Origin of the sequence: Gemmatimonas aurantiaca (assembly GCF_037190085.1) — a bacterium.
Classification (GTDB): domain Bacteria; phylum Gemmatimonadota; class Gemmatimonadetes; order Gemmatimonadales; family Gemmatimonadaceae; genus Gemmatimonas; species Gemmatimonas aurantiaca_A.
The window spans coordinates 227,346-252,679 of sequence record NZ_JBBCJO010000011.1; the positions used below are offsets into that span (position 1 = coordinate 227,346).

General features: G+C 65.9%; 22 protein-coding genes. 5 read left to right on the forward strand and 17 right to left on the reverse strand.

The genetic code is table 11. The features are described from left to right. Positions 1-71: 71 nt before the first annotated feature. The 9 genes from WG208_RS14485 to WG208_RS14525 form a co-directional block, all read right to left on the reverse strand. The gene (locus tag WG208_RS14485; RefSeq protein WP_337172092.1) at positions 72-326 is read right to left on the reverse strand and encodes a hypothetical protein; all 255 of its coding nucleotides are present in this window, start codon (positions 324-326) and stop codon (positions 72-74) included. Next, on the reverse strand, positions 323-1,153 hold the full coding sequence (locus tag WG208_RS14490; protein ID WP_337172093.1) for a hydrogenase maturation protease: 831 nt from the start codon (positions 1,151-1,153) through the stop codon (positions 323-325). The genes WG208_RS14485 and WG208_RS14490 overlap by 4 nt, the downstream gene beginning before the upstream one ends. Positions 1,154-1,160: 7 nt before the next feature. Further along, complete coding sequence (locus WG208_RS14495; RefSeq protein WP_337172094.1) at positions 1,161-2,786, reverse strand: nickel-dependent hydrogenase large subunit; 1,626 nt, start codon at positions 2,784-2,786, stop codon at positions 1,161-1,163. Between the two features lie 49 nt (positions 2,787-2,835). Further along, a complete protein-coding gene (locus tag WG208_RS14500) occupies positions 2,836-3,807 on the reverse strand; it encodes a hydrogenase (protein ID WP_337172095.1) in 972 nt (323 codons plus the stop codon). A gap of 163 nt (positions 3,808-3,970) precedes the next feature. Further along, positions 3,971-4,612 carry a response regulator transcription factor gene (locus WG208_RS14505; RefSeq protein WP_337172096.1) on the reverse strand — a complete coding sequence of 214 codons (642 nt, stop codon included), beginning with the start codon at positions 4,610-4,612 and terminating at the stop codon, positions 3,971-3,973. Then, the gene (locus tag WG208_RS14510; RefSeq protein ID WP_337172097.1) at positions 4,609-6,285 is read right to left on the reverse strand and encodes a GAF domain-containing sensor histidine kinase; all 1,677 of its coding nucleotides are present in this window, start codon (positions 6,283-6,285) and stop codon (positions 4,609-4,611) included. The genes WG208_RS14505 and WG208_RS14510 overlap by 4 nt, the downstream gene beginning before the upstream one ends. A gap of 16 nt (positions 6,286-6,301) precedes the next feature. Continuing rightward, positions 6,302-7,042 (reverse strand): hydrogenase nickel incorporation protein HypB, encoded by a 741-nt coding sequence (gene hypB, locus WG208_RS14515; RefSeq protein ID WP_337172098.1) that lies wholly within the window; start codon positions 7,040-7,042, stop codon positions 6,302-6,304. Then, on the reverse strand, positions 7,039-7,464 hold the full coding sequence (gene hypA, locus WG208_RS14520; RefSeq protein ID WP_337172099.1) for a hydrogenase maturation nickel metallochaperone HypA: 426 nt from the start codon (positions 7,462-7,464) through the stop codon (positions 7,039-7,041). The genes hypB and hypA overlap by 4 nt, the downstream gene beginning before the upstream one ends. 12 nt (positions 7,465-7,476) lie before the next feature. Further along, positions 7,477-8,265 carry a DUF1641 domain-containing protein gene (locus WG208_RS14525; RefSeq protein ID WP_337172100.1) on the reverse strand — a complete coding sequence of 263 codons (789 nt, stop codon included), beginning with the start codon at positions 8,263-8,265 and terminating at the stop codon, positions 7,477-7,479. Between the two features lie 183 nt (positions 8,266-8,448). Between WG208_RS14525 and hypF the strand changes: the two genes are divergently transcribed. Both hypF and WG208_RS14535 read left to right on the forward strand, forming a co-directional pair. After that, complete coding sequence (gene hypF, locus WG208_RS14530; protein ID WP_337172101.1) at positions 8,449-10,911, forward strand: carbamoyltransferase HypF; 2,463 nt, start codon at positions 8,449-8,451, stop codon at positions 10,909-10,911. Beyond that, a complete protein-coding gene (locus tag WG208_RS14535; protein WP_337172102.1) occupies positions 10,908-11,612 on the forward strand; it encodes a hypothetical protein in 705 nt (234 codons plus the stop codon). The genes hypF and WG208_RS14535 overlap by 4 nt, the downstream gene beginning before the upstream one ends. On the opposite strand, the gene WG208_RS14540 is transcribed toward WG208_RS14535, so the two are convergent. Next, positions 11,599-12,516 (reverse strand): GNAT family N-acetyltransferase, encoded by a 918-nt coding sequence (locus WG208_RS14540; protein ID WP_337172103.1) that lies wholly within the window; start codon positions 12,514-12,516, stop codon positions 11,599-11,601. The two genes, WG208_RS14535 and WG208_RS14540, sit on opposite strands and share 14 nt — an antisense overlap. Before the next feature lie 66 nt (positions 12,517-12,582). Between WG208_RS14540 and WG208_RS14545 the strand changes: the two genes are divergently transcribed. Next, the gene (locus WG208_RS14545; protein WP_337172104.1) at positions 12,583-12,876 is read left to right on the forward strand and encodes a superinfection immunity protein; all 294 of its coding nucleotides are present in this window, start codon (positions 12,583-12,585) and stop codon (positions 12,874-12,876) included. On the opposite strand, the gene malQ is transcribed toward WG208_RS14545, so the two are convergent. Beyond that, positions 12,864-14,324, reverse strand: a complete 1,461-nt coding sequence (gene malQ / locus WG208_RS14550; RefSeq protein WP_337172105.1) for a 4-alpha-glucanotransferase — start codon at positions 14,322-14,324, stop codon at positions 12,864-12,866. The two genes, WG208_RS14545 and malQ, sit on opposite strands and share 13 nt — an antisense overlap. A gap of 82 nt (positions 14,325-14,406) precedes the next feature. On the opposite strand from malQ, the gene WG208_RS14555 reads away from it, so the two are divergent. Both WG208_RS14555 and WG208_RS14560 read left to right on the forward strand, forming a co-directional pair. Next, positions 14,407-15,390, forward strand: coding sequence for a hypothetical protein (locus WG208_RS14555; protein ID WP_337172106.1), 984 nt, complete (start codon positions 14,407-14,409; stop codon positions 15,388-15,390). Positions 15,391-15,410: 20 nt separating this feature from the next. Further along, positions 15,411-17,366: an ABC transporter ATP-binding protein gene (locus WG208_RS14560; protein WP_337172107.1), complete on the forward strand. Its 1,956-nt coding sequence runs from the start codon at positions 15,411-15,413 to the stop codon at positions 17,364-17,366. 88 nt (positions 17,367-17,454) lie between these two features. On the opposite strand, the gene WG208_RS14565 is transcribed toward WG208_RS14560, so the two are convergent. The 6 genes from WG208_RS14565 to WG208_RS14590 all read right to left on the reverse strand — a co-directional run bounded on the left by WG208_RS14565 (position 17,455) and on the right by WG208_RS14590 (position 25,209). Then, positions 17,455-18,747, reverse strand: a complete 1,293-nt coding sequence (locus tag WG208_RS14565; RefSeq protein ID WP_337172108.1) for an MFS transporter — start codon at positions 18,745-18,747, stop codon at positions 17,455-17,457. 35 nt (positions 18,748-18,782) lie between these two features. Beyond that, on the reverse strand, positions 18,783-19,661 hold the full coding sequence (locus WG208_RS14570) for an ABC transporter permease (protein ID WP_337172109.1): 879 nt from the start codon (positions 19,659-19,661) through the stop codon (positions 18,783-18,785). Then, complete coding sequence (locus WG208_RS14575; RefSeq protein ID WP_337172110.1) at positions 19,658-20,881, reverse strand: ABC transporter permease; 1,224 nt, start codon at positions 20,879-20,881, stop codon at positions 19,658-19,660. Before WG208_RS14575 ends, WG208_RS14570 begins: the two co-directional genes overlap by 4 nt. After that, on the reverse strand, positions 20,878-22,452 hold the full coding sequence (locus WG208_RS14580; protein WP_337172111.1) for an ABC transporter ATP-binding protein: 1,575 nt from the start codon (positions 22,450-22,452) through the stop codon (positions 20,878-20,880). Before WG208_RS14580 ends, WG208_RS14575 begins: the two co-directional genes overlap by 4 nt. Positions 22,453-22,454: 2 nt before the next feature. Beyond that, a complete protein-coding gene (locus tag WG208_RS14585) occupies positions 22,455-23,501 on the reverse strand; it encodes a BMP family ABC transporter substrate-binding protein (RefSeq protein WP_337172112.1) in 1,047 nt (348 codons plus the stop codon). 190 nt (positions 23,502-23,691) lie between these two features. Then, positions 23,692-25,209, reverse strand: a complete 1,518-nt coding sequence (locus WG208_RS14590) for a tetratricopeptide repeat protein (protein ID WP_337172113.1) — start codon at positions 25,207-25,209, stop codon at positions 23,692-23,694. Positions 25,210-25,334: the final 125 nt, after the last annotated feature.

A 25,334-nucleotide genomic window follows, 5' to 3' on the forward strand; every position in this document is an offset into this window, starting at 1 on the left:
GGAAGAGACCGTGCGGGAAAGCGGAACCGATCGGTGTCGCGTGTTCGTGTCGCGTGTTGGTGTCGCGTGTTTCAGAAGCCCAGCGGAGGGTGGGGCAGCTCACGATTGGCGCCACGTTCGACGAACCGGGCGATCGTCATCGCTTCGGCATGTGAGGCGTAGTCCCCCAGTCGATGCGTGACGACATAGTCATCGTGGTCGGGAATGCGGACCACATCGAGGTGGAGCACCCATCGCCCGCGCTCGGCTTCCACGCGCGTGCGCACGGTGAGGACGGGACTGTCGGACCACGCTCCGCGGTGCAGCCGATCGACATCGTCGCTCATGACGCCGCCGCTCGCGGCGCCGCTGTCCCGGGCGTCGGTGTCCCTGACGCGGGCGCTGTCTGCGGCGCGGCTCGCAGGGCGACCCGCAGCGCTCCGCGATCGGCATCCCAGAAGGCCGGGAGTTCGCCGCATGGCCACTGATCGTGGAGGACTTCCCTGACGAGGACGCTGCGATCGCCCGCCGGATTGCGCTGTTTGAGCAGCAATCCGCCCCCGCCGGGACCGCGGGTCGGCAACAGCCAGAGTTCGGCGCCCTGCGGCATGGCCAGCAGCGTATCCCCGGGGAAGTAGCGCTGCGCGGTTTGTGCCGAAAGCACCAGATAGCCACCGTCGTTGAGTTGCACCGTGACCCGGTTCAGTTCGGCTTCGACCTCTTTCATGAGGAGATCGGCCACCTTGAACATGGCGGCCTCCACGGAGGGCGAGAGCGGTGCGCCCGGTTCGAACTGTTCCGCTTCGATGAGCCATACGTCGATACGCGGTGGGTACTCGTCCTTGAGCGCCCAGCGTGCGAAGGCCAGCGCATGATCCCAGCGGAACGCATGCAGATTCACGCCGGCGAGTGGCGGGGTTTCGGCGTCCCTGCCGTCCAGGCGGAAGATCGCACCGGGCTCGGAACCGCTGCGGCAGGCGTCGACGATGATCACGTGGGGCACACCGCGCATCTGGAACCCCACGTCCATGCCGCCCGTGCCGCCGTCGGCACAACGCACGGCGTGCGGCACCCCTCTGTCCCAGAGGTGCCGCACGAGAACCGGACCCACCGCATCGTCGCCGCGCAGCAGATTGCCGCACCCGACGATCAGGACCCGTGTCGGGTCGTTCATCGGTCCATCAACCCATCTCACCGATGCGGAAGCGGGAGAGCTCCCTGCCCGTCTTTTCATCGTAGGCATGCACGGTGCACACGAGGCAGGAATCGTAGGAGCGGGCCACGTGTCCCATCTCGATCGGATCGGTGGGGTCGTGGATCTCGGCGCCGATGAAGGACTGCTCCATGGGGCCGTGGCGGCCCAGGCGATCGCGCGGACCGATGTTCCACGCGGTCGGTGTGACCACCTGGTAGTTCTCGATCTTGCCATCGCTCAGCACGATCCAGTCGGACAGCGAGCCACGCGCCGCTTCGGTGGAACCGAATCCACGCCCGCTCTCGAGTTCGACCGGCTTGTTGTAGAAACGATCGTGCAGATCGATCTGATCGAGCCACCGGCGAACGTTCCGGAAATACTTGGGCGCCTCGTGCATGCGTGCCATGACCCGCACCAGCACACTCGGGCCGACCGTGCGGACGGCATCGAGAATGAACGGATCGTATTCCTGATGCGCCGCCGCGCCTTCACGACCCGCGATGACCTGACGGGCCAACGGGCCGACCTCGAGGGGCACGGCGCCTTTGCCCGGCACATCGTAACGCGGCGACTTGGCCCAGGAATACTTGCCCTGCTTGTGTCCTTCCAGCGGATCGATGGGATCGGTCTCGCCCTGCCACGGATGCAGCGACTTGTCTCCACGATAGAACGAGTGTGCCGTATCCTCACGCACGTTCAGATGATCGAAATCGTGGAACCCCGAACCGTCGTAGATGCCGGCCCGGCTCATGAGCGCGGCGTTGCGTCCTTCCACGGTGGGATGTTCGTAGAGCACCGGATCGAAGAAGGTGCCGGTGGCGAGAAACGCACCGACGCCCTGACCGAACTTGTCGAGACCGGCGCGCAAGGCGAATCGGATGAAGAGACCACAATCGGAGTTGCGCTGCGATTCGTTCTCCTCGGCCCAGGCCAGCATGTCGTTCCAGCTCCTGATTTCCAGCCAGCGCTCGATGGAGCAGCCGAGCCACTGCTTCTCGAGCCACTCGCGCTTCCACATGTCGAGGATGGCAATGGAGCGCGTGACATCGGACAGCGACGGCGCGCACATCACACCGCCGGGAATCATGAAGCTCGAGTGCGGCCATTGCCCACCGAAGATCGCGTACACCTCCACCGGCTTGGCCGACAGGGTCACCCCCGGCTCGAAACTGGTCCCCACGAACGGCGCGAAGCGGCGGACCACTTCGTCGTATTCGGGGAGGTGAGCGTACTTTCTGTTGGTGAGATCGACCGCGAAGAGTGCGTAGAACCATCGCGGGATGGACAGCAGCGTCTCGCAGGCCTGCGCGATGTTGCGCACGAGCGTGGCATTGTGCGGCATGTGCGTCTTCCATGCCGTGTCGAGCGCATACGACGCCTTGTACAGGTGCGAACCGCCGCAGATGCCGCAGATGCGCGGCGTGACGATGAGACCGGCCTGCGGATCCTTGCCACGCAGGATGATCTCGAACCCGCGGAACATGCTCGCCTCGGTCCAGGCATCGGTGACGACACCGTCCCGTATCGTCACGCGCAGATCGAGATCGCCCTCGACGCGCCCGAGGGGGCTGATGCGCAGATCGGAGGGCATGGGCTGGGTGGCCGTGGCCATGGCTATTGTGCTCGGGAAAGGGAAAGGTGAGGGGAAACCGCGCCGTGGCTCAGACGACGAACATGTCTTCCTTGGCCCACTTGGGCGCCGCGATCCGGGCCGCCGCGGCGTGTGCCATGTACGAGACGTGGTCGGTGCCGGTCGGGACTTCCTTGGGAATGGTGCCGCTCACCTTCTGCGTCTTGAACACCGTTCCGGGCTTGAGATCGTGGAACGGGAACTCGGGTTCGGTGCACCCGGTGCAGGGCATGCCCGCGCGGGTCTTCGACGATTGCCTGTTCCAGAGAATGCGGTTGCAGGGCGAATGGGTCATCGGTCCGCGGCATCCGAGCTCGTAGAAGAGACAGCCTTGTCGGGTGCCCTGTCCGAATTCCATCGTGCTCTGCTTGTATTCGAAGTACTGCACACGCGTGCAACCCGTCTGCGTGAACGTCTTGAAGAACGTCTGCGGGCGCTGGAGATCGTCGAGTGCGATATCGCCGGCCCGTCCCGACGCGATGGCCACCAGGATCTGCGTCACCCAGTCGGGGTGTGTGGGGCAGCCCGGGATGTTCACCACGGGAAGTCCCCACTTGGAACGGAAGTCGCTGCCCAGGAAGCCGCCCTGCTTCCGCTTGAGATACTGCAGACCGACATTGTCGACCGGGTTGGGTTCCGTGGCGGGAATGCCGCCCCAGCAGGCACAGTCACCGAGGGCCACGACGGCACCCGCATGCGCGGCGATCTCCTGCACCCAGTCTTTCATCGGACGGTCGGCGAACATGTTGAATCGCCCGGTCTTGTTCGGACCGAGGATGACCGTGCCTTCGAAGACGAAGATGTCGAGCTGCCGCCTGCCGGCCGCGAGATCGTCGAGCATCTGCCGCACCGGTGCGCCCATTTCGAAACCGAGCGACGGGTGCCAGAGGATGTCGATGCCGAAGTCGGTGACGAGATCGCATGCACTCGGCTCCTCGGCATTGAGGAAGGACATCGTGTTCCCGGAACACGCGCCACCCTGCAGCCACAGCACCGTTGCCATGTGGGGAGTCTCCTGCGGGGTCGGCCCGATGGACCGACGGGGAGTGGGAAGGAAGGGGGATGCCGTGCAGCATCGACTGCCGAATCACCGACACGATGCGCCCGCCGGCGGGGCGCAACAATAGCAAGAACTTGGTAGATGCGGCGGGGACCGTACCGGCGATTCAGGTCGGCGTCTGCAGTACGATCAGTCCTTGACCGACGGCGATGCGGACCAACTCCACCTGGTTGTGCACGTTCAGCTTCTGCATGAGGTTCGCCCGATGACGTGTGGCCGTGTGCGGCGAGATGTTGAGTGTCTCGGCGACGGCACTCGTGGTCAGGCCGTTGGCGATGAGCTGCAGGACTTCGCGCTCCCGCGCCGTGAGCGCCATGGGACGCAGACGCGACTCCTGGAGGCGGGCCCGGTCGATGGCGGCCGCGAGATACCGTTGACCGCGCATGATCCCGTCGATGGCCAGGAAGAGCTCATCGTCCATCGAGTCCTTGAGCAGATAACCGTCGGCGCCGGCCGTCAGCGCTTCTCCCACGAGATGGGTTTCATCGTGCATGGAAAGCACGAGCACTCTGGTCGGAATTCCGCGCGCGCGAAGACGACGCAGTGTCTCGAGGCCATCCATGCCCGGCATGTTGAGGTCGAGAATCACCAGGTCGGGACGCTCCGATTCGATGAGCGGCAGCGCCGCCTCACCGCTGCCGGCTTCGCCGATGATTTCGTGCCGGCCCTCGAGACGCAGCAGCAGCGCCAGGCCGCGGCGCACGAGCGCATGATCGTCCACGAGGACGATGCGGATGCGCGTACTCATCCCAGGGGAAGGTGCACGGACACTGTCGTTCCATGGCCCGGACGACTCTCCACCTGACAGACGCCGCCGAGCTGATGGGCGCGTTCGGCGATACCGCGCAGACCGAGCCCCGCCTGCCGCAGGGTCGCATCGAAGCCGCATCCATCATCGGCCACGCGCACGAACAGATGCTGCGGAGTCTCGGCGACCTGCACGCTGACGACGGAGGCTTCGGCGTGGGCGCTCACGTTGGTCAACGCCTCCTGCACGATGCGGAACACGGCTGTCTCATGCAGGGGAAAGCGACGCTGATCGAGTCCATCCACCTGGAGTTGCACCGAGAAGCCACCGCGTTGCTCCGTGTCGTGGGCCAGTTGTGCCAGCGCGGCGGCCAGCCCGTGTTGATCGAGCGCCGGCGGGCGCAACCGCCGGGCGAGCTGACGGAATCGTGCCGTGGCCTGATTCACCTGCAGACGGAGTTCGTCGAGCGGAGCGCGTACGGCCGGCACATCGGTGGGCAGGACACGCGAGAGCACCTGCAGGGCGAGCTTCACGCCGACCAGCGCCTGCCCGGCTTCGTCGTGCAGTTCACGGGCGATGTGCTGTCGTTCCTCCTCGATGCGGTCGGCGTGCAGGGCAAAGAGCTGCCGCACCTCGGCGTTCTTCGCGGCCAATGCCGTCACGAGACGCGAATTTTCGATGGCCATGGCGGTGGTGTCGGCCAGCGCTTCGAGAAAGGAGGCATCGTTCCAGGTGAAGGCTGGGCGTTCCGCGCCGCGATGCAGTTCCAGAAACCCGACGACCTGGTGGGATGCATCGCGCAGGGGCACACAGATCGCATGGTGCACGTTGTCCTGTTCCGCGAGTTCGTTGTCCCGTGCCGATTCGTTCGGATAGTCGGCCGTCAGAACGGCAAACTCGTGGTCCAGCACACGACCGGGGATGCCCTCGCTTCTCTTCCATCGACGGGGCATCCGCCGCCAGCTTCCACTTCGCCAGTACGCTTCCGAACTCGTCACGACCTCGCCGTCCGGCGAGAGTCCGGTCAGGCCCCCACGGCCGCCATCGGCCTTCAGGAAGCGGGCGGCATGCTCCACCATTTCCTGGACGAGTTCGGTCGGCTCCCGATGCCGGTGCACCGATCCGGAAAATGCCAGCAGCGCTTCCATGCCGTTCGACCATTCGGCGAGCCGTCCGAGCAGTTCGGCACGATCGACCGCAACGGCCAACTGGTCGGCGACGATCGTGAGTCCCCGCAGGATGTCCCGCGGAAATCCCTGCTCCTCGGTTGCCGACACCAACAGCACGGCCGTCGAGTGGCCGGCGTGATGTGCCACCGGCAGTACGGCGACGCTTCGCCAGCCGAGCATCTGAGGCGTGACACAGGTGCCCGCGATGGCGTCGAACGATTCGTTGCTGAGCAGCAGTTCGCGGCGGGTCGCTGCAACGCGCATGACCCCGCGCAGCGTGCGTGTGCTCTGCTGCTCGGGAAGCGCCCTATTGCCGACGATCGTCGTGACCTCGCCTTCATGGACCGTGCCGATGGCCACGAGGGGTGCATGCAGTCGCTTTGCGATGGTGGAGCACAGTGTCTCCCGCAGGGCCACGCCATCGGGTTCGCGCGCCAGGACCGCGGCCGCCGCACCAACGAGATCGAGGGCCGGACTTCCTGGAGGAAGAGATGCGCGAATCACCGAGACGACTCGTCGCTCAGGGCACAGTGCGCGACGACGTGGCAGGCGATGGGACCACGCCCGGGGCCGGCCACTGCGTGCGCCAGTGTGACCGTCGCCTGTCGAGCAATGCGAGCCATTCGTCCAGCCCTTCGCCCGTACGCGACGAGCAGGCGAGCACCGGCATGCCCGGCCGCACCGACTCGATCGCGGCGCCGGCGGCCGCCCGGTCGAATTCGCAGGCGGTGGCAAGGTCGGCCTTCGTGATCATCGCGATGTCGGCGGAATTGAACATCGTGGGATACTTGAGCGGCTTGTCCTCGCCTTCGGTCACGGAAAGCAGCACGAGCCGTAGCGCTTCTCCGAGATCGTAGGACGCGGGGCAGACCAGGTTTCCGACGTTCTCCACGAACAGTACATCGAGTTCGCCGAGCGCCCACCCGTCGAGATGCGCCTCGATCATCTCCGCCTCGAGATGACAGCGCCCATGGGTATTGATCTGCCGCACCGGTGCACCGCTCCGGGCGAGACGCCGGGCGTCGTTGTCGGTCTCGAGGTCGCCCACCAGTGCGGCAACCCGCACACCACGCTGATGCAATGCGGTGAGTGTCCATTCGAGGAACGCGGTCTTACCCGTTCCCGGACTCGATACCAGGTTCACCACGAACACACCGGCCGCTTCGAATCGCGCGCGCAGTGCACGTGCGAGTTCGTCGTTCTTGCGGAGAATGCCGGCGCGAACCTCGACGATCCGCGTGGCAGGCAATGTGGATGTCATGCCGGACGCTCCGGAACGCCGGTCATGGCGTCCGTGCCGTTCACGGGCGAAAGGGTCTCACAGGTCGCAGCCACGCGTTCGTCCACCTCCAGTCCGGTGAGGTCCAGTTCGCGTCCGCGCCGGATATCCCCGCTCGGCGTGTCACAGACCGGACACCGGAACCGATTGACCCCCGGCAGCTCCCGCAGAGCGCCGCAGGGGGCACAGTAGATGCTGATGGGAACATCCTCGATCACCAGGCGGGAGCCGGCGAGCACCGTCCCTTCGGTGACGAGATCATAGGAAAACTGCAGCGCTCCCGCTTCGATTCCGGAGAGCCGACCCACGGCAAGGTACACCGTCAGAATGCGGGTCGCTTGCAGGCGCGCGGCTTCCGCGCCGGCCACCTCGACGATGCTCTGGGCGATGGACAGTTCATGCATCGGGTGACCGACTCAGCGGGCCAGCGTCTGTCCATAGGCCTTGGAGACGTGGAGCGCGAAACTCACCGCGCGATTCACGTCGGGATCGCGCAGGGCCCGCAGAAGACCCAGCATGCCGATGGGCTTCGATTCCGCGTTCGACGTGCGGGCTTCCTCGTACGAATCGGCCGCCGATCGCCCGATCTTGCCGAGCACTTCGACGGTGCGGGGCTCCAGCATTCCCGACTTCACCAGCGTCTGTCCGGCCGCCACCAGCGGGGGCAGCGCGGCGAGGACTTCCTTGAATTTGGTGAAGTCCGCGTCGGAGGCCCGTTTGAGATCGTCGATGTCGTCGGACAGCGCCGTCGCGATGGTGTCTCCCCGGCGCAGGAATCCATCGATCGCGTCGAGGGTGAACGCGGCGAGTTCAAGCCGATCGAGCACGGCCTTCACCGCGTCGATGGTCTGCTCGTTGCCGAGTCGTTCGATCAATCCCGAATCGATCAGTCGCTGAAACGCCGGTGTGGCGGAAACGTCCGCCAGTTGTACGCCGACGCGGGCAAGCTGTGGAATGCGGCTGATGACATCGCCGGTCGCGGTCTCGTCACCGGTCAGGCGCTTCAGGTCGGACACGCTCTCGGCGACGCTTTCCGCCACCACGTTGGCGCGGGAGAGAAAACCGTCCAGGGCGTCCGCCAGAAAGGCGATGACGTCGAGACGGTCGAGCAGGCGGTTCAGCGCATCGATGGTTTTCTCTTCCGACAGGCGGGCCAGCAACTGCTCGTGGGCAGCACTGGTGGCGGAAGGCAAGGCGGTCCCCATGCAGTCCCTCCTGAAACGGGATCGGGGTGAGGTGCGGCAACGTTATGCGCCCGTGCCCTCCGGCGTTATGGCAAGATCATGCTATTTCCACGCGTGGCGTCCATCGACGACGTTTGCGCAATGCACGCCTCCGTCCGTCCGCCCGACGCAGAACCCCGGACGTCCGCTCCCGGACGGCGGGTCGTGCATCTTCAGGGAACCGTGCAGGGCGTGGGATTCCGTCCCTATGTGCACCGACTCGCGACACGTCTCGGACTGGGGGGCGCGGTCTGGAACGCCGACGACACCGTGGTCATCGAGGTGGAGGGCGACGAGAACCGACTCGAGCGGTTCGTGACCGCTTTGCCGATCGAAGCACCGCCCGCCGCGCGGATCGAAGCGATGGAGGTCCATGCCGAATCGCCGCGCGGCGTATGCGGCTTCCACATCGTGACGAGTGTCGCCTCGACCACCACGCCATCGGAGACCCGGATCGCTCCGATCGCGCCGGATCTCGCGACGTGCGAAGACTGCTGGCGGGAGTTCCATGATCCCGCCGATCGCCGCTACCGCTATCCATTCCTCAACTGCACCCAATGTGGGCCACGGTTCACGATCGTGACGGGCGTGCCGTACGATCGCGAGCGCACCACGATGCGCCGCTTCGTGATGTGCGATGCCTGTCGGCGGGAATACGAAGATCCGGGACATCGTCGTTTTCATGCCGAGCCGAATGCGTGTCCGGAATGCGGACCGCAACTCGCCTGGCATGTGCCGGCGGTGAACGGGCATTCCGCAGCCGGTGCGTCGATGCGCGGGGAACAGGCACTGCGTGAGGCACTGGCCGTGTTGCGCGGCGGGGGCGTGATCGCCGCCAAGGGGATCGGCGGCTATCACCTGTTGTGCGATGCGCGCAACGCCGACGCGGTGGCGACGCTCAGACTGCGCAAGCGTCGTCCGCACAAACCGCTGGCCGTGCTGGTCGATTCCCTGACCACCCTGCGCGCATACGCCGACGTGAGTGCACCAACGGCCGCGTTGCTGCAGACTCCCGCCCATCCGATCGTGCTGGTCCCCCTCGACATGGATGGATCGTGGCAGCGGTTCGCCAGGGAGGTGGCGCCGGGCCTGGATCAGGTGGGCGTCATGTTGCCCGCGTTTCCCCTGCATGCGTTGCTCGCCGCCGATGGACCGCTCGTGTGCACAAGCGGCAATCTGAGCGACGAGCCGATGGCATGGAGCGATGGGGACGCGGTGCGGCGGCTCGCGTCGCTCGTGGACGGCTTCCTGATGCACGACCGCGAGATCGTGGTTCCCTGTGACGATTCGGTGGTCCAGCTCGCTCGGGATGGCAGCGAGCGGCCGGTGCGCCGGTCGCGTGGGTACGCACCGTATCCGATCGATGTCGGCCGGACCACACGGGCCGCGGTCGAGGTGATCGCCGTTGGCGCGGAACTCAAATCGACGGCGGCGCTGTTCAGCGGCGGGCGGATCACGTTGTCCAGTCATGTGGGTGACGTGGGCAGTCCGGAGACGATCGAGGCATTGGCCATGGCCGTCCAGCGACTCGAAGCCATGCATGGCGGAACCGTGCGGGTCATGGCGTGCGATATGCATCCCGGATATCTCTCGGCGCATTGGGCTGTCGGTCAGGCGCGCGCACGATCGCTCCCGCTCGTTCGTGTACAGCACCACCATGCGCACCTGGCCTCCCTGCTGGGAGAACACGGACTGCCTAGTGATGAGCCCATTCTTGCGTTCACCTTCGATGGCACGGGGTACGGCCCCGATGGCACGGTCTGGGGTGGTGAAGCGCTCCTGGGAGACTGCACCGGCTATCAACGGATGGCCGCGCTGGCCTCCTTTCCACTGGCGGGTGGTGATGCCGCCGTGAAGCAGCCGGTTCGCAGCGCGCTGGGATTGTTGCATGGTCTGGGCTTCGACGTGACCGATGATTCGCAACTGCCATGCGGTGTCCGCGAGCACGTGACGCCCGCGTCGCGCGTGATCATGCAGCGGCAGTTCACACGTGGCATTGCGACCGTGGAATCATCGAGCATGGGACGACTGCTCGACGCCTGCGCGGTGTTGTGTGGAGGTCCCACGACGATTTCGTATGAAGGGCAGGCCGCGGTGTGGCTCGAAGTGCTGGGGCGACGTCATCGGCATCGGAAGCCCCGCTATCATTGCGTCGTTCGCCCGGGTGACGACAGTCGTGCGGCCCGCTCGCACGCGCCACGATGGATCATCGATCCGGCGCCGATGATCCGCGCGCTGCTCGACGATGTGCGGCAACTCGAAGCCATGTCGGAAGACGCATCGCGGGAGTCTTCCGATCGCGCGGAGCTCCTGTCGGCGATGGCATGGTCGATTCATGCCGCGATCGCGGGGGCCATCGTCACGGTTGCACGTCTCGTGAACGATCGGATGGACATGCGACGGGTCGGCCTCACCGGCGGTGTGTTCCAGAATCGTCTGCTCTCCGAGTTGACCGGCGACGCACTCGCCCGGAATGGATTCGAGACGCTGGAACACCGTCAGGTGCCCTGCAATGATGGCGGACTGGCGCTTGGTCAGGCGCTCGTGGCGGCTCACACATTCCTGCGGGATTCCGATCCTTCCGGATCGCTCCCCGCCACTTTCAGGCAAGACATGGCTCACTCATGACATCACTGCTGCTCTCCGCCATCGGCGTGGGATTTCTCGTGGGATTCCGTCATGCGTTCGAGCCGGATCATCTCGCCGCGGTCACCACGCTGGCCACGCAGGAGCGGCGGGTGTTCAGAGCGGCCGGCCTGGGAATGGCCTGGGGCATCGGGCACACCCTCAGCGTGGCATTGGTGGCGCTGGCCCTGATTGCGCTGGATATCCATGTGCCGGAACGCTTCTACACCGTCGCCGAACTGGGCGTGGCGCTGATGCTGCTCGCGCTCGGCCTGGGAACGATCGTGGCCGAGGCCCGGCACCATCGGCGTGATCGGGGAGGGCATCATCGGGTGGCGCAAGGGAATCACCGGCATCGTCATGACGTGACGCATGACGTGACGCCCGATGTCGAAAGTCGGGGCGTGCGGACCCGGCTTCGTGCGCTGGGGTTCGGGGTGCTGCACGGACTCGCCGGAAGCGGGGCGGTGATCGTCCTGCTGGTGGCCGCGTCTCCGAACGCTCGCGAGCAGACGTTCTATCTGCTCGCCTTCGGCATCGGCACGATCGTGGGGATGTCGCTGGTCTCCGCCCTCTCCGGCATCACGACCAATGCCGTCGGGCGTCGGCATACGATCGCACTGCACTATCTGCGACTTGGGGCCGCGGGCTTGAGTGTGGTCGTGGGCATCCTGCTGGGGAGTGGCGTGATCAGGGAGTGGTAATCGCCGCTTGCACCCACTTCACCCGCGAATACGCGATCTGGAATCCGGCCCGCTGCGCGTTCTTCTGCGACGTGCTGCCCGGTGCGGCCACCATCATGGCCAGATCGCAACCGGATTCGATCGCGAACGCCAGCCGGGCTTCGAGCAGCGCGCGCTGTGCACCACGTCGGCGGGCCGCGGGGATCGTGCTGGCGCCAGCCAGCAGCGCCACCCCCTCGTGGATATGCAGCGCACCCGCCGCGATGGGCGTTCCGCTGGATTCGACCAGAAAACAGGACGTCGCCTTCGCCCGCGCATTCACCTGACCGAACGCGCGGATGAAATCCTCCAGACCGGTACCTTCGCTGGACCATCCTTGCGCGGCGACATCCGCCCAGTGGTCCGCCTCGTCCGGCGTCGTGGCCCGAACGGCCAGTCCCTCGCGTGATACGACGGGGCCGTGGGAATGTCTCAGTGGCTGGCAGAGAACCTGCGACCACTCCAGCGGGCGGTATCCCCGTGCCGCGAGAATCGGCAGGACGGCGGAATCGGCGACCACGCCGATCTCGTGCATCGCATCACTGCCGCGCGAGAAAAAGAAGTGCTCGAGACGCGCCATCTGTTCATCAGACGGATCGGTGTGCATGCCGAATCCGAAGCTCTGCGTGAGAGGCGATCCGGCACCGTCGAACATGGCCCAGGTGCCGTCGATGTCCCGCCATGCGGGCTCCGCTGCCGGAGCGACTGCCGGCGCGACTGCCGGCGCGACTTCCGGCGCGACTTCCGGCGTGGTCTCCGGCGCACGCCCCGCCGGCATTTCCGATACAATCGCCGCACGGGCCTCCACGAACGAGGCATTGGCGTGAGCTTCGCAGCGTTCGAGACGACGGGCGAGCGCGCGGTCGACGAGAATGGGCGTGTGCATGGTCATCTCTGAAGAATGCATCTTCGAAAAATGCATCAGGTCTGAATTGGCCTCTATATTCACCCCATGATCCCGGTCTCCGTCACCCAGCTTGCCGAAGAAAGCGCTCAGCCTGCCTACACCGGCGGCGGGTTGCCCAAAGGCTGGATCATGATCGTGATCAGTGTGGCGCTGTATGTCCTGCCCACGCTGCTGGCCTGGAAACGCGGCAGCCGCCGGTTTCGCACGATCGCGCTCGTGAACCTCATGCTGGGTTGGACGATCCTCGGCTGGATTGCGGCAATGGCGATGACGTACGCCTATGAACCGCCCGCCGAGGGAGAGATCGACGTGCCGCACACACCGGGTCAGCGCCCGTAGGTTTCCACCAGTTCGCGCAGACGGGATGTCGTGGCGGGCGCGATCTGGTCCCACGAAAACCGGAAGCCCCAGTTGCCACCCTGACGTCCCGGGAGATTCATGCGGGCTTCGCTGCCCAGTCCGAGTACGTCCTGCATGGGGACCAGAGCCGTGTTGGCCACCGAGGCCAGCGCGGCACGCATGAGCGTCCAGTGCATCGCCGTACCATCGCAGTCGAGATAGCGCATGGCAAACGCCCGCTCACGCGCGACCTCGTCGGCCGAACGCGTGGAATCACCGGCGCCGATGGTGTTCCACCAGCCAAGCGTGGTGTCGTTGTCGTGCGTGCCCGTGTAGACCACGCGGTTGCGAACGAGGCGATGGGGCAGGAAATCCGACGACGGATCGGCAAAGGCAAACTGCAGGATGCTCATGCCCGGGAAGTCGAACCGATCCCGCAGGGCTTCCACTTCGGGTGTGATCACACCCAGATCCTCGGCGACAATGGGCAGCGGACCCAGCGCGGCTTCGAGGGCAACGAACAATGCGGATCCGGGACCTGCGCACCAGCGGCCGTGAATGGCCGTGAGCGCATCACCGGGCACTTCCCAGTACGCTTCGAAGCCGCGGAAGTGATCGAGACGCACGAGATCGAACTGCGACAGCGCGGCGCGCAGGCGTTCGATCCACCAGGCAAATCCGCGCTCCTGCATACGCGGCCATTCGTAGAGGGGATTGCCCCACAGTTGGCCGGTTTCGCTGAAGTAGTCGGGCGGCACACCCGCCTGCACCCGCAGCGTGCCATCGGGGTGCAGAGCAAACAGATCACGGTGCGTCCACACATCGGCGGAATCGTGCGCCACATAGATGGGCACATCACCCATCAGTGCGATGCCCTTCTCCCGGCACGCGGTGCGCAGCGCCGAATACTGCCGATGAAAGACGTACTGCTCCTTGTAGGTGCGCGTGATGTCGTCGGTCAGGCGTGCGCGCCACTCTGCCAGCGTGGGCTCGTCCCGCAATGCGAGGGTGGCGTCCCATGATGTCCATGGTGTGTCCCCGTGGGCGCGCTTGATGGCCATGAACAGGGCATAGTCCGGCAGCCACTGTCGCTGGGCGTGTACGAATTCGTCGGTGGCCGTGTCATATGGCTGCGTGTCGAGCCACGACGCCAACGCATGGCGTTTTGCCGCCGCCACCGCCGTGAAATCCACCGTGTGCACCGGAAAGGCGCCGTGCCACTCCGGGATGTGGATCAGCAGGGGATTGCCGGCGAAGGCGGAGAAGCACTGGTACGGCGAGTCTCCATATCCGGTCGGTCCCAGGGGCAGCATCTGCCAGATCCTGAAGCCGGTCTCGCCGAGCCAGTCGACGAAACGATGTGCGTCGGGACCCAGATCGCCGATCCCGCCTGTTCCAGGGAGGGACGACGGGTGCAACAGCACACCAGCGGCGCGGGGGAACGGCATGGCAGGAAACTCGCCGGTGTCACGGTTCATCGCCAGCGGTGGCGTGCCGACACCTGCGCGCACCCGTAACGTAAGGAATCGTATGATCTCACTTTCCATTCTGACGTCTCTGCTGACCTCGACGTTCCTCGGCGTCTGGCCGTCCGCCACGCCGGTGAAGCCGATGCAATCCATGCAGCCGCCCACGAACGGCACGACTGCCACCGCGGCTGCCACGGCAGCCGCACTGATGGCCGCCGATCGGGCGTTTGCATCGGCGGCGCGAGCACACACCATGCGGGAGGCACTCGGTGCCATGTTCGACGATGGCGTGGTGATGCCCGCCCCGCGTGGACAGATGCTCGCGGGCAGGACCGCCGTGCTCGACGCCCTCACCGCCACTGCCGATTCGGCGGCACGTGTCACGTGGACGCCCATTCGTGTGGGGCTTTCGGCCGACGGACGGCACGGATTCACCGTGGGGTTCATGCTCACTTCCCGTCCGAACGGTGGGCATGGACAATACAAGTATCTGGCGTACTGGGTGCGCGACGGTGAAGGAGCGGATACTCCATGGCGGGTGGCCGCGTGGCGACGGCGGGCGATCGACAGCACGGTGAGCATCGATTCGACGGTGCTGCCACCGCTGCTGCCCGCGCAGATGCACAAGCCCACGCGGGACGCCGCGGTCCTTGCCGCGCATCGCCGTGGTCTCATCGACGCGGAGGCGGGGTTTTCCAATGAGGCGCAGCGCATCGGCGTGGGGGCGGCGTTCGCGGCGCTGGGCACGGAGGAGTCGCTCAATGTGGGACTGCTGACCGAGGGGCGATTCACCCGCGGCGCGGCGGCCATCGCGCGGGTGGTGGCCGGCGGTCAGGCACTCGACGCCCCCAGCACCATCGTGTGGCGCGCCGATACGGCGTTCGTGGCTTCGAGCGGCGATCTGGGCATCACGTTCGGTGTGATCCGACCGAAAGCGGCCCCAGGCGAAGCCGCGTCTTCCGGCGCTGCCCCGCCGGGCGCATCGTTCTTCACGATCTGGCGTCGGGCTTCGCCCACCGCACCCTGGCGCTACGTTGCTGAGTAGACCAACGCGGATCGCACCCCATGAGTGAACCTCCCCCGCCGTCACCCGCACGGTCCTCGCGCGCCCGTTACCGGGAGTTCGTGCGGCAGTATGCGGCGGGCACGCTTGGCGAGCAGCTCGGGAACAAGCGCGACGACGAGCGCACGGGAGCGACCGCCGATGTGGCGGAGCCGATCGCCGGTAACCGATCGCCGTGGCGCGCGCGTCTGCTGGAGGGAAAGCGCGGGGATTACCTGCGCGACTACCTGCGATGGCTGGCGCCGCATCGCAAACGGCTGATGGCGGTGTGTGTGCTGGCGTTGCTGTCCGCTGGCGCACAATCGGTGGAGCCGTTGTTCATGCGCTACATCGTCGATCGGGTGCTGCTGGCGAATCTGCCATTGCCGGACAAGTTCTTCCGCCTCAACGCCGCCGGCGCGGCGTTTCTGCTGCTGGTCGTGCTCTCGGCGCTCATCACGGTGGCCAAGGACTACACGCAGCGCATTCTGAATGTGAAGGTGATTCTCGCGCTGCGGCGGGCGATCTTCGATCGCTTCATGCATCTGCCGTTGCCGACACTGTGGAACATGAAGACGGGTGGGCTGCTTTCCCGTCTTTCCGGCGATGTGGAGACCACCAGCGGTCTGCTGCAGATGGCGATCATCTCGCCATCGATTTCGGTGGTGAAGCTGCTCATGGCCATGGGGGTGCTGGTCTCGCTCAACTGGCGGCTCGCACTCACCGCACTGGCCGTGATTCCGGGCGCGATGTTCATGAGCTTCACGTTCGCCAGACGCATCCGGCCCATCTATCGCGTGGTGCGTCAGGACGCCGAGCAGATCGACGGCCGTGTGGGCGAAGCGTTCAGCGGCATTCGCGTGGTGCGCGCCTTCCGGCAGGAAACACGCGAACTGCTGGCCTACATGCAGGGACGGCACACCGTACTGCGCAAGGAACTGTTCGCCAGTCGACGGGAGCTGGTGCTGTGGACGTCATGGGGCCTGCTGATCGCCATCGTGAACGTGGTGATCGTGTGGTACGGCGGTCATCTCGCACTTCGTGGCAATGCGTCGGTGGGCGACATCTTCGCGTTCCAGTGGTACACGTTCCTGCTGATGGGACCGGTGTGGAACATCGTGAACTCCTTCAGCGAGATGCAACGCGCGCTTGCGGCCATGGAGCGGGTGTTCGAAGTGCTGGCCATGAAACCGGACAAGCCCGATGTGCCGGACGCGGTGCCGGCGCCCGATACCATCGACGAGATCCGTTTCGACCACGTGTCCTTCGCCTACCACGAAGGCAAGCCCGTACTGCACGATCTCGATCTCACTATTCCCGGCGGCACGGTGGTCGCGCTGGTCGGGCGCAGCGGCGCGGGCAAGACCACCATCACCGATCTCGTGGCGCGTTTCCACGATCCCACGACGGGCGCCATTCGGGTGAATGGCATCGACCTCCGGCAGATGCGGCTCGCGAGCTATCGCTCCCGTCTGGCGCTCGTGCAGCAGGAAGTCTTTCTCTTCGACGGGACGGTGCGGGACAACATCGCCTACGGTCGACACGATGCCACCGACGCCGAGGTCATCGACGCGGCCCGCCGCGCGAATGCACACGAGTTCATCGAGCGTCTGGTGCAGGGGTACGACACCATCGTCGGCGAGCGCGGCGTCAAACTGTCCGGCGGACAGAAACAGCGGCTCGCCATCGCCCGCGCCATTCTGGCCGACCCGCAGCTGCTCATCCTCGACGAGGCGACGAGCAATCTCGACACCGAGAGCGAACAGCTCATCCAGGCGTCGCTCGCCGATCTGGTGTCGGGACGCACGACGTTCATCATCGCACACCGGCTCTCCACCATCCGTCGCGCCGATCTCATTCTCGTGCTGCAGGACGGGCGCGTCGTGGAACAGGGGGACCATGACTTCCTGCTGGCACTGGACGGCCTGTACGCGTCGATGGTGCGCCGACAGGATGCGGGTGTGCTCGCGGATGCGTAAGGCGGTGTTGCGGTGGCGTTGCCGGCGCGGTGATCACCGCGACGGCACCGGCCTCAGGTCCGCCTTCCTCTTCGCGATCATTCGCGGCTCATGCCTTCACGGTCCGCGGTGCGTACTTCTCGAGGTCCCGTCCCATGGCCAGCGTGGCCAGCACCATGGCCGCGCTGATGAGAAACGGCGTGGGCTCTCCCAGATAGTCGAAGGCGGCGCCCAGGATCACGGGGAAGGCGACGCGTGTGATGCCGCCGTATGTCTGCTGGACGCCCATGTAGAGACCACGTTCACTGCTGCTCACCACGCGCGACAGCATGGCGGTCACACAGGGGAACGTGAAGGCCGTGCCCAATGGCAGCATGCCAACGGCCAGGGCGAGTGTGAAATAGTCGTGCGACAACGACACGCCCACGAGTCCCACGGCGAGAAACACCACGCCCCATCGACTGAGACGCGGTTCTCCCACCCGATCGACCAGGCGGCCGAGGATGAGCGCCCGCACCACCACGCTCAGCACCCCGATGTACATGAAGAAGTAGCCGATCGTATCAGCCGTGACACCGAAGCGCCACGCAAGGAAGAGGGCGAGAATGGCGGTCGTGCCCTGAAAGGCGCCGATCGCGATGGCGTAGATGAGAATGAGTCGTGACGATGGTTCACTGGGGTGCGAGAGCACACGGAACACGGCTTCGCGCGAACTGCGACGCACCGGCTTCGAGCCATCGGTGGACGAACCACCCGGCTTCCGGATTTCCGTGAGATACTTCCTCGCGAACGCCATGTTCACGACACACAACGCCGCCGCGACCAGCCCCGGTGTATGCGAACTCCAGTGTTGCACCCAGCTTCCGATGACCGGACCGAGCGCCACGCCGGCGTTGGTGGCGGCGGACAGCCAACCGAGACTCTTGGCGCGATCCTCGGGTTTCGTGGCATCGGCCACGTAGGCCTGGATCACGCTCACCGTTCCCCCACCGGCGCCCTGCACGATGCGCGAGAGGAACAGCAGCCAGAGACTGTCCGCATACGCGAACACCACATACGCTACGGCACTCGCGCCGAGTCCCACCATGAGCGCGGGCCGCCGGCCGTACCGATCGCTGAATCGCCCCCACATCGGCGCGCTCAGGAGTTGCGCCACGCTGAAGGAACTTACCAGCAGTCCGACGACGAATCCGCCCGCGCCGAGATTCTTGGCATAAAAGGGCAGCAACGGCAGGATCATCAACAGGCCGAGCATGTCGATGAACGCCGTGATCATCAGCACGACGAGTTTGCCGAAGGCAGTCTTGCCGCCGTCGGAAGGCAGGTCGTCGGAACTGGGCAGCCCTGGTGCGCCGGGCGTCGGGGAAGCGGAGGGAGAAGACGAGGTGGGAGAGTCGGCCATGCGTGCTCGCCGATGCGAGCGGACGGAAGGGAGAGCTAGTCGGTTTTGCCGAGGGCGGCCGGCGCAACACTGCGGCCCACCACACCGGCGAGGGCGATGATCGTGAGGAGGTAGGGGATCATCTCCACGAACTGGCTCGGAATGAGTTGTGCACCCTGCAACTGGATCTGCAGGGTTTCGGCCGCGGCGAACAGCACGCAGGCCACGGCCACACGCACCGGCTCCCAGCGACCGAAGATGACCGCCGCGAGCGCGATGAATCCGCGTCCCGCCGTCATGCTGTCGGTGAACTGATGCTGATCGAGCGAGAGATAGGCGCCACCCAGACTGGCCAGCGCACCGGCGATGAGCAGTCCCTTGAATCGCAGGGAGGTCACCGCCACGCCCAGCGATGCGGCCGCTTCGGGCTTCTCGCCCACGGCCCGCACCCGCAGCCCGAACGGCGTGTGATACAACACCCATCCCAGCACCGGCAGGGCGGCGAGCCCCAGCCAGACGACCGGATTCACGAAACTCGCCAGCAACACATTGCTGATGCCTTCACCGCCGAAGCCCGGCACACGCGGTGAATTGCTGGCGCTGTCAAAAACGAGACGGAGAAAAAATCGCGTGGTGGCCACCACGAGCAGATTGATCGCCACGCCCACCACGACCTGATTGGCCTTGAAGCGCAGCGTCGCGATGGCCAGCACCACGGTCACGACGGCTCCGGCCACCAGGGCGCCGAGCAGTCCCATCCACGGCGAGTTGCCGTAGTAGCTGCCAAGTGCCGCACCAAACGCCCCCGACAGCATGAGCCCTTCGAGGCCCAGGGCGATGACTCCCACCCGTTCGGACATCACCCCGCCCGCCGCGGCCAGCAGATACGGGATCGCGATGCGGATGGTCTGCAGGACGAAGATCAGCACGATCATGCCGTGCCTCCCGGGGCGCCGCGCCGCGCGGCATGGAAGGAGGCCGACACGCTGGCCGCGGCCGCCCGCAGTTGTTTCTGCACTTCGGGCACCGCGGTGGCCACCGCGAGAATCACCACCGCGGTGAGAATGTCCGTGAGCTGCTTGGGCACGATGGCGTTCACCGCCAGCCCACCCTGCGACAGGGTGGCGAACAGCAGGGCCGCGCCGAGAATGCCGAACGGATGATTGCGTCCAACGAGAGCCACGGCGATGCCCAGAAAGCCGGCGCCACCGGCAAATCCGTCTTCGTAGTAGCCCTTGTACCCCAGCACGAAGTTCACGCCGCCAAGACCGGCGAGCGCGCCCGACAACGCCATCGTGACCCACAACACGCGCGGGACACGCACGCCGCCATACTCGGCGGCATCGGGTTGCAGCCCCACCGCACGCAACTCGTAACCGCTGCGCGTGTGGAAGAGGTACCACCAGCTCGCGACCGCGGCCAGCAGGGCAAGGACGATCGTGAAGTTGGCCGCACTGCCACGGAACATCGTGAACACATCGGCCAGACGCGGGACCATGCCGGCAGCGATCGCCGGTGTGTGGAGCGTTTCCGGCACGTGCAGTTTTGCCGACACGAACCAGTTGAGCAGCGCCAGCACGATGAAGTTGAGCATGATGGTCACGATCACTTCACTGGCTCCGAACCGTGCGCGCAACGCACCGGGCACCGCGCCCACGATCGCGCCGGCGAACATCGCCACCAGCACGCAGACCGGTATCGCCAGGAGAGCGGGCATGCCAGACGGCAGCAGCAGACCGGCGAGTGCCGCGCCAAATCCACCGGCGGCGAGCTGCCCCTCGGCGCCCACGTTGAACAGCCCGGCACGCGCGGCCAGCGCGAAGGCGAGCCCGGTGCAGGTGAGCGTCGTGGTCTTGTACAACACCTGGCCGATGCCGTACGCGTTCCCCCACGTTCCCTTCACGAGCAGTGAGAAAACGGAGGCAGGTGCTTCGCCGAAACTGAGGATCAGCAGATCACCCACCACCGCCGCGATGCACAGCGCCACGAGTGGGGGAAGAACCGCTTCCCATATGTCCGTCCTGACACGGGGCGTGGCCTGCACCAGCGCGCGCGTTTCCGCGGTGCTGCTCACCTGGCGCGGCAGGTGTTCACGGCCTTCCGCGACGGGTTCGGTGCGCTTCCCGCTATGTCCCGTGTTGCCGGCGGCGCTCATGCGGCGGCCCCCGTCATGTAGGGTCCGAGCAACTCCGCCGAACAATCGCGAGCGGGCAGCACCGTCACGAAACGTCCGCCGTACATCACCGCGATGCGGTCGGACAGGGCCAACACTTCGGGAAGATCCGCGCTCACCAGCAGAATGCCCTTGCCCGCGTCACGGGCGGCCCGCAGTTGCGCGTGAATGAACTCGATCGCGCCCACATCCACGCCCCGCGTGGGTTGCGCCGCGAGCAGCACGCTGAAACGACGGCCCATCTCACGTGCGATGACGATTTTCTGCTGATTGCCGCCGGACAGGGCGCGGGCCGGCAGGGAAGGCATCGCCGGACGGATGTCGAAGCGACCGATCTGCTCCGCGGCATGCGAGGCGATCGCGACCTGATCGAGTCGTCCCCGCGACGCGAAGTGATGCTGCCGGCCGAGGATGAGGTTGTCGGCGATGGAGTAGTCGAGCACGAGGCCGCGTCGATGGCGGTCTTCGGGAATGTGCGACAGGCCCCGATCGGCGCGGTCGCGCACGGACAATCCATCGAGTGCGAGATCGTCCAGCGTGATACGTCCACGCTCGGCATGGCGCAGGCCGGCGATCGCTTCGAGCAGTTCCGTCTGCCCGTTGCCTTCCACGCCGGCGATGCCGAGGATCTCGCCGGGCCGGATCTCGAACGACAGATCGTTCACGGCCAGCGTGCCACGGTCGGAGGTCACGCGCAGATCCGACACCTGCAGCACGGGCGGCGCGGATGGCTTCATCTCCGCCTCCTGGCCGTGCCGGTCGTGACTTCCCGGTGCACCCACCGCATCGAGGTGCAGGGCGACATCGCGGCCCACCATCGCCCGCGCGATGTCGCGCGGCGTCACACCCTGTGTGGGAAACCGCGAGACCGTCATGCCGGCGCGCATCACGGTGATCGTATCGGACACCGCGATCACCTCGTCGAGCTTGTGCGTGATGAGCACCACCGTGCCCCCGTCGGCCCGCAGGGCGCGCAGCACCGTCCAGAGCTCCTGCACTTCCGGCGGCGAGAGCACCGCGGTGGGTTCATCGAGAATCAGGATCTTCGCGCCGCGATAGAGCGCCTTGAGGATCTCCACGCGCTGCGCTTCGCCCACCGAGAGATCGGCGACTTTCGCGCGGGGATCGACATGCAGGCCGCACTTGCGGCAGAGCGACTCCACTTCGATGACGGCACGGTGCAGATCCACCCGCATGCCTTTTCGTGGTTCGAGCCCCAACACCACGTTTTCGGCCACGGTGAGCGTGGGCACCAGCATGAAGTGCTGATGCACCATGCCCACGCCGGCCGCGATGGCGTCGGTGGTTTTCCAGCCGGTCACGTCGCGGCCGTTCACCTCGACCGTGCCGGCGTCGGGGGCATACAGCCCCGCGAGCACGCGCATGAGCGTGCTCTTGCCGGCACCGTTCTCGCCGACGAGTGCATGGATCTCACCCGTCGCGACGTCGAGTGAGGCGTCCCGATTGGCGATCACGCCACCGAAGGTCTTCACCACACCGCGGATGCACACGGCCAGCGGAGCGTTGGAGGAGCCGGACGACTCGGCACTCACGGTCAGCGTCCTCCGCGCGTGCTGGGCACGGTGATGCGTCCGTCGATGATCTTCGCCGTCAGCGAGTCGAGCGTCACCCGCACACTGTCGGGGATGAGCGCCCGGTTGTGTTCATCGTACACATACCCCACGCCCTTTTCGGCCAGACCGAATTGCTGCACGCCGCCGGTGAACGTGCCTTCCTTGACCGCCTTCACGGTCTGGTACACCGACTCGTCGATGCCTTTCACCATCGACGTCAGCACGAATCCGGGTGCTTCGCTGTACTGGTCGGCGTCCACACCGATGGCGAGTTTGCCGGTGGTGCGTGCGGCTTCGAAAACGCCCAGCCCCGTGGAGCCCGATGCGTGGAAGATCACGTTCACGCCCTGGTTGTACATCGCCAGGGACATCTCTTTGCCGCGTCCGGGATTGCGAAACGCCTCCGGGGTGACGCCGGCATAGTTCACGATGACTTCGCAGTCGGGACACACGTACTGCACTCCCGCGCGATAGCCGGCTTCGAACTTGTGGATGAGCGCGATGTCCATGCCGCCCACGAAGCCCACCTTCTTGCTCTTGCCCACCAGCGCGGCGAGGGCGCCCACGAGAAACGACCCCTCCTCTTCGCGGAACTTGAGCGCGCGGAGATTCGGAGGCAGCGGCAGCGCATTGCCCGCGGCATCGGTGGGGATCGCCAGATCGACGTCGGCGAAGCGGACGTTGGGATACTCCTTCGCCAGCGTCAGGATGTCGTCGGTGAAGATGAATCCCACTCCGATCACGATGTCCATGCCTTCAGCCGCGAGCAGCCGGAGACCGGCTTCCCGATCGGAGCCTTCGCCGGGTTCGATGTACGTGACACGGGCGCCGAGCTCCTTGGCCGCGCGTACCCCACCCAGATAGGCGCCATCGTTGAAGGACTTGTCCCCGCGACCGCCCACGTCGAAGACGATGCCGATGTCGAGTCCTTCCGAGGTGTCGGCCACCGTGGCGCCGGAAGGGCGCACGGTCAGCAGGGCGATGTGGGCGAGGAGGAGAGCCCCGATCAGGAGGAGGGTACGGCGCATGGCCCCGAAGGTTCGCCGTCGGGCACGCAGTCCGGAAGGGGGCTGCACCGTCCCGGGAAGCCCGGACGAGCGCCGGGCGATACGGACAAAACAACGGGCGCGGACGTCGTCGGAGTACTCTCCGCGTCGTCCGCGCCCGTTGTCAGGCGGCATTCAACCTGCGTTCATGCCGCCATTCACACGGCCTGCGCTACTTGATCGGCTTGTACCGGTAGCCGTAGATGCCGGCGCCTGTGGCCTTGATCGTGACTTCCTTGCGTTCGCCCTTCTTGAGCGGGCCGGACGACTCGGTGCCCGAGGCGACGACATTGCCGGCCGCATCCAGGAACTCGGCCGTCACGCTGTAGTTGCCGGCGTCGGCGACCTGCTCGAGCTGGAGCGTGAGCGACGAGTTCTGCGAGCCGCGCGTAAAGCCCGTGACTTCGGCCTTCACCGGCAGCGCTTCGGCGATCGTCTGGTACTTGACCAGCGTATCGGTCCACGCCTTGCGGTCGGCCGGTGCCTTCGCACCCTTGGCCAGTCCCTGGGCCGCGTAGGCGAACATCATCCAGGCATCGTAGTTGTTCGGGTCGACGGCCACGAGCTGCTTGGACGGCTCGAACATCTTGTCGAACATCTCCTTGCCGTAGTACGTGGCCGCCAGGTTACGCAGCGCGTCCCGGCCGTTCGGGTTCTTCTTCACCGACGATTCGAACAGCTTGAGCGCGTCGTCGATCTTGTTCGCGCGCGTGGCGATGACCCCACCCATCGTCAGGGTGATGTCGGTGCCATGGTCCGGGTTCGCGAGCAGGTCGGCGTACACCTGACCCAGGCTCGCGGAATCCTTGGCCAGCGTGAGTGCGTCGGCCCAGGCCTGCATCACATTGGCCGCGTCCGGGGAGTCGGGATAGACCGTGAGGAGCTGCTTGAAGGACGCGGCCGCCCGCTTGGCCGATTCCACCTGCTCGCTGCCGCTCTGACCGGCCGCGGTTTCGTACTGCGCGATCGCCATGTAGTACAGCGAACCGTTGCGCAGATCGCGGTAGGTCGTGTCCTCGCCCGCCTTCTGCACCACGTGGCCCCAGTGCAGGATGGCGCTCTTCTTGTCGTTCTTCGCGTTGGCGACGTTGGCCAGCACGTAGTGCGGATAGGGGCTTTCCGCGTTCACCATCATCGAGCGCTTGGCGTAGTATTCGGCCGAATCGAGCTTGCCCCCGTTCGACGCGTCCAGCGCCGCGCGCGTCAGCGCGAGCCACGCCTCGTTCTGGCGCATGCCGTCCACTTCTTCCTTGCACGCCGGCGCCGCGGCTTCGATGGCCTTGTAGGACGCATCGAGTTCGGCGATGACATCATACGGATCGTTCTGGTTGCTCACCAAACCCAGCGCGCCGCGCGTGGGCTTCTCGGGCATGCCGGGCTCCACCGCCCACAGCACGAGCGCCTGTGAGAGCACGTAGTTGTATCCGGCCGGGTTCTTGGCGAAACGCTCCGGCTTCGTGCTCAGCTCCTTCATGATCCCCTGAAGGATCTTCTTGCGGTCCTCCGGGGTCTGGGCACTCTTGGCGCGGTTGAACGAGAGCGTTTGCAGAGCCAGCTCTTTGGGATTGTTGGCGTCGATGGAACAGGCGGAAGAAACCCCGCCCGGCTGCGCCGTGGCCAATGCCGGCACCAGCGACACCCCGGACAGCGACACTACGGCCGCAGCACCGGCCAGGAACGTCAGACGCATGAGACTCCTCGAGAACGAAAACGGAAAAGGCGGGACTGGCCGGAACCACACACGCATGTCGGTCCCGACCACGTGTGTGCCGTCCAGGGGTTCAGTTGGGGACCCGATGACCTTTGATTGAAACT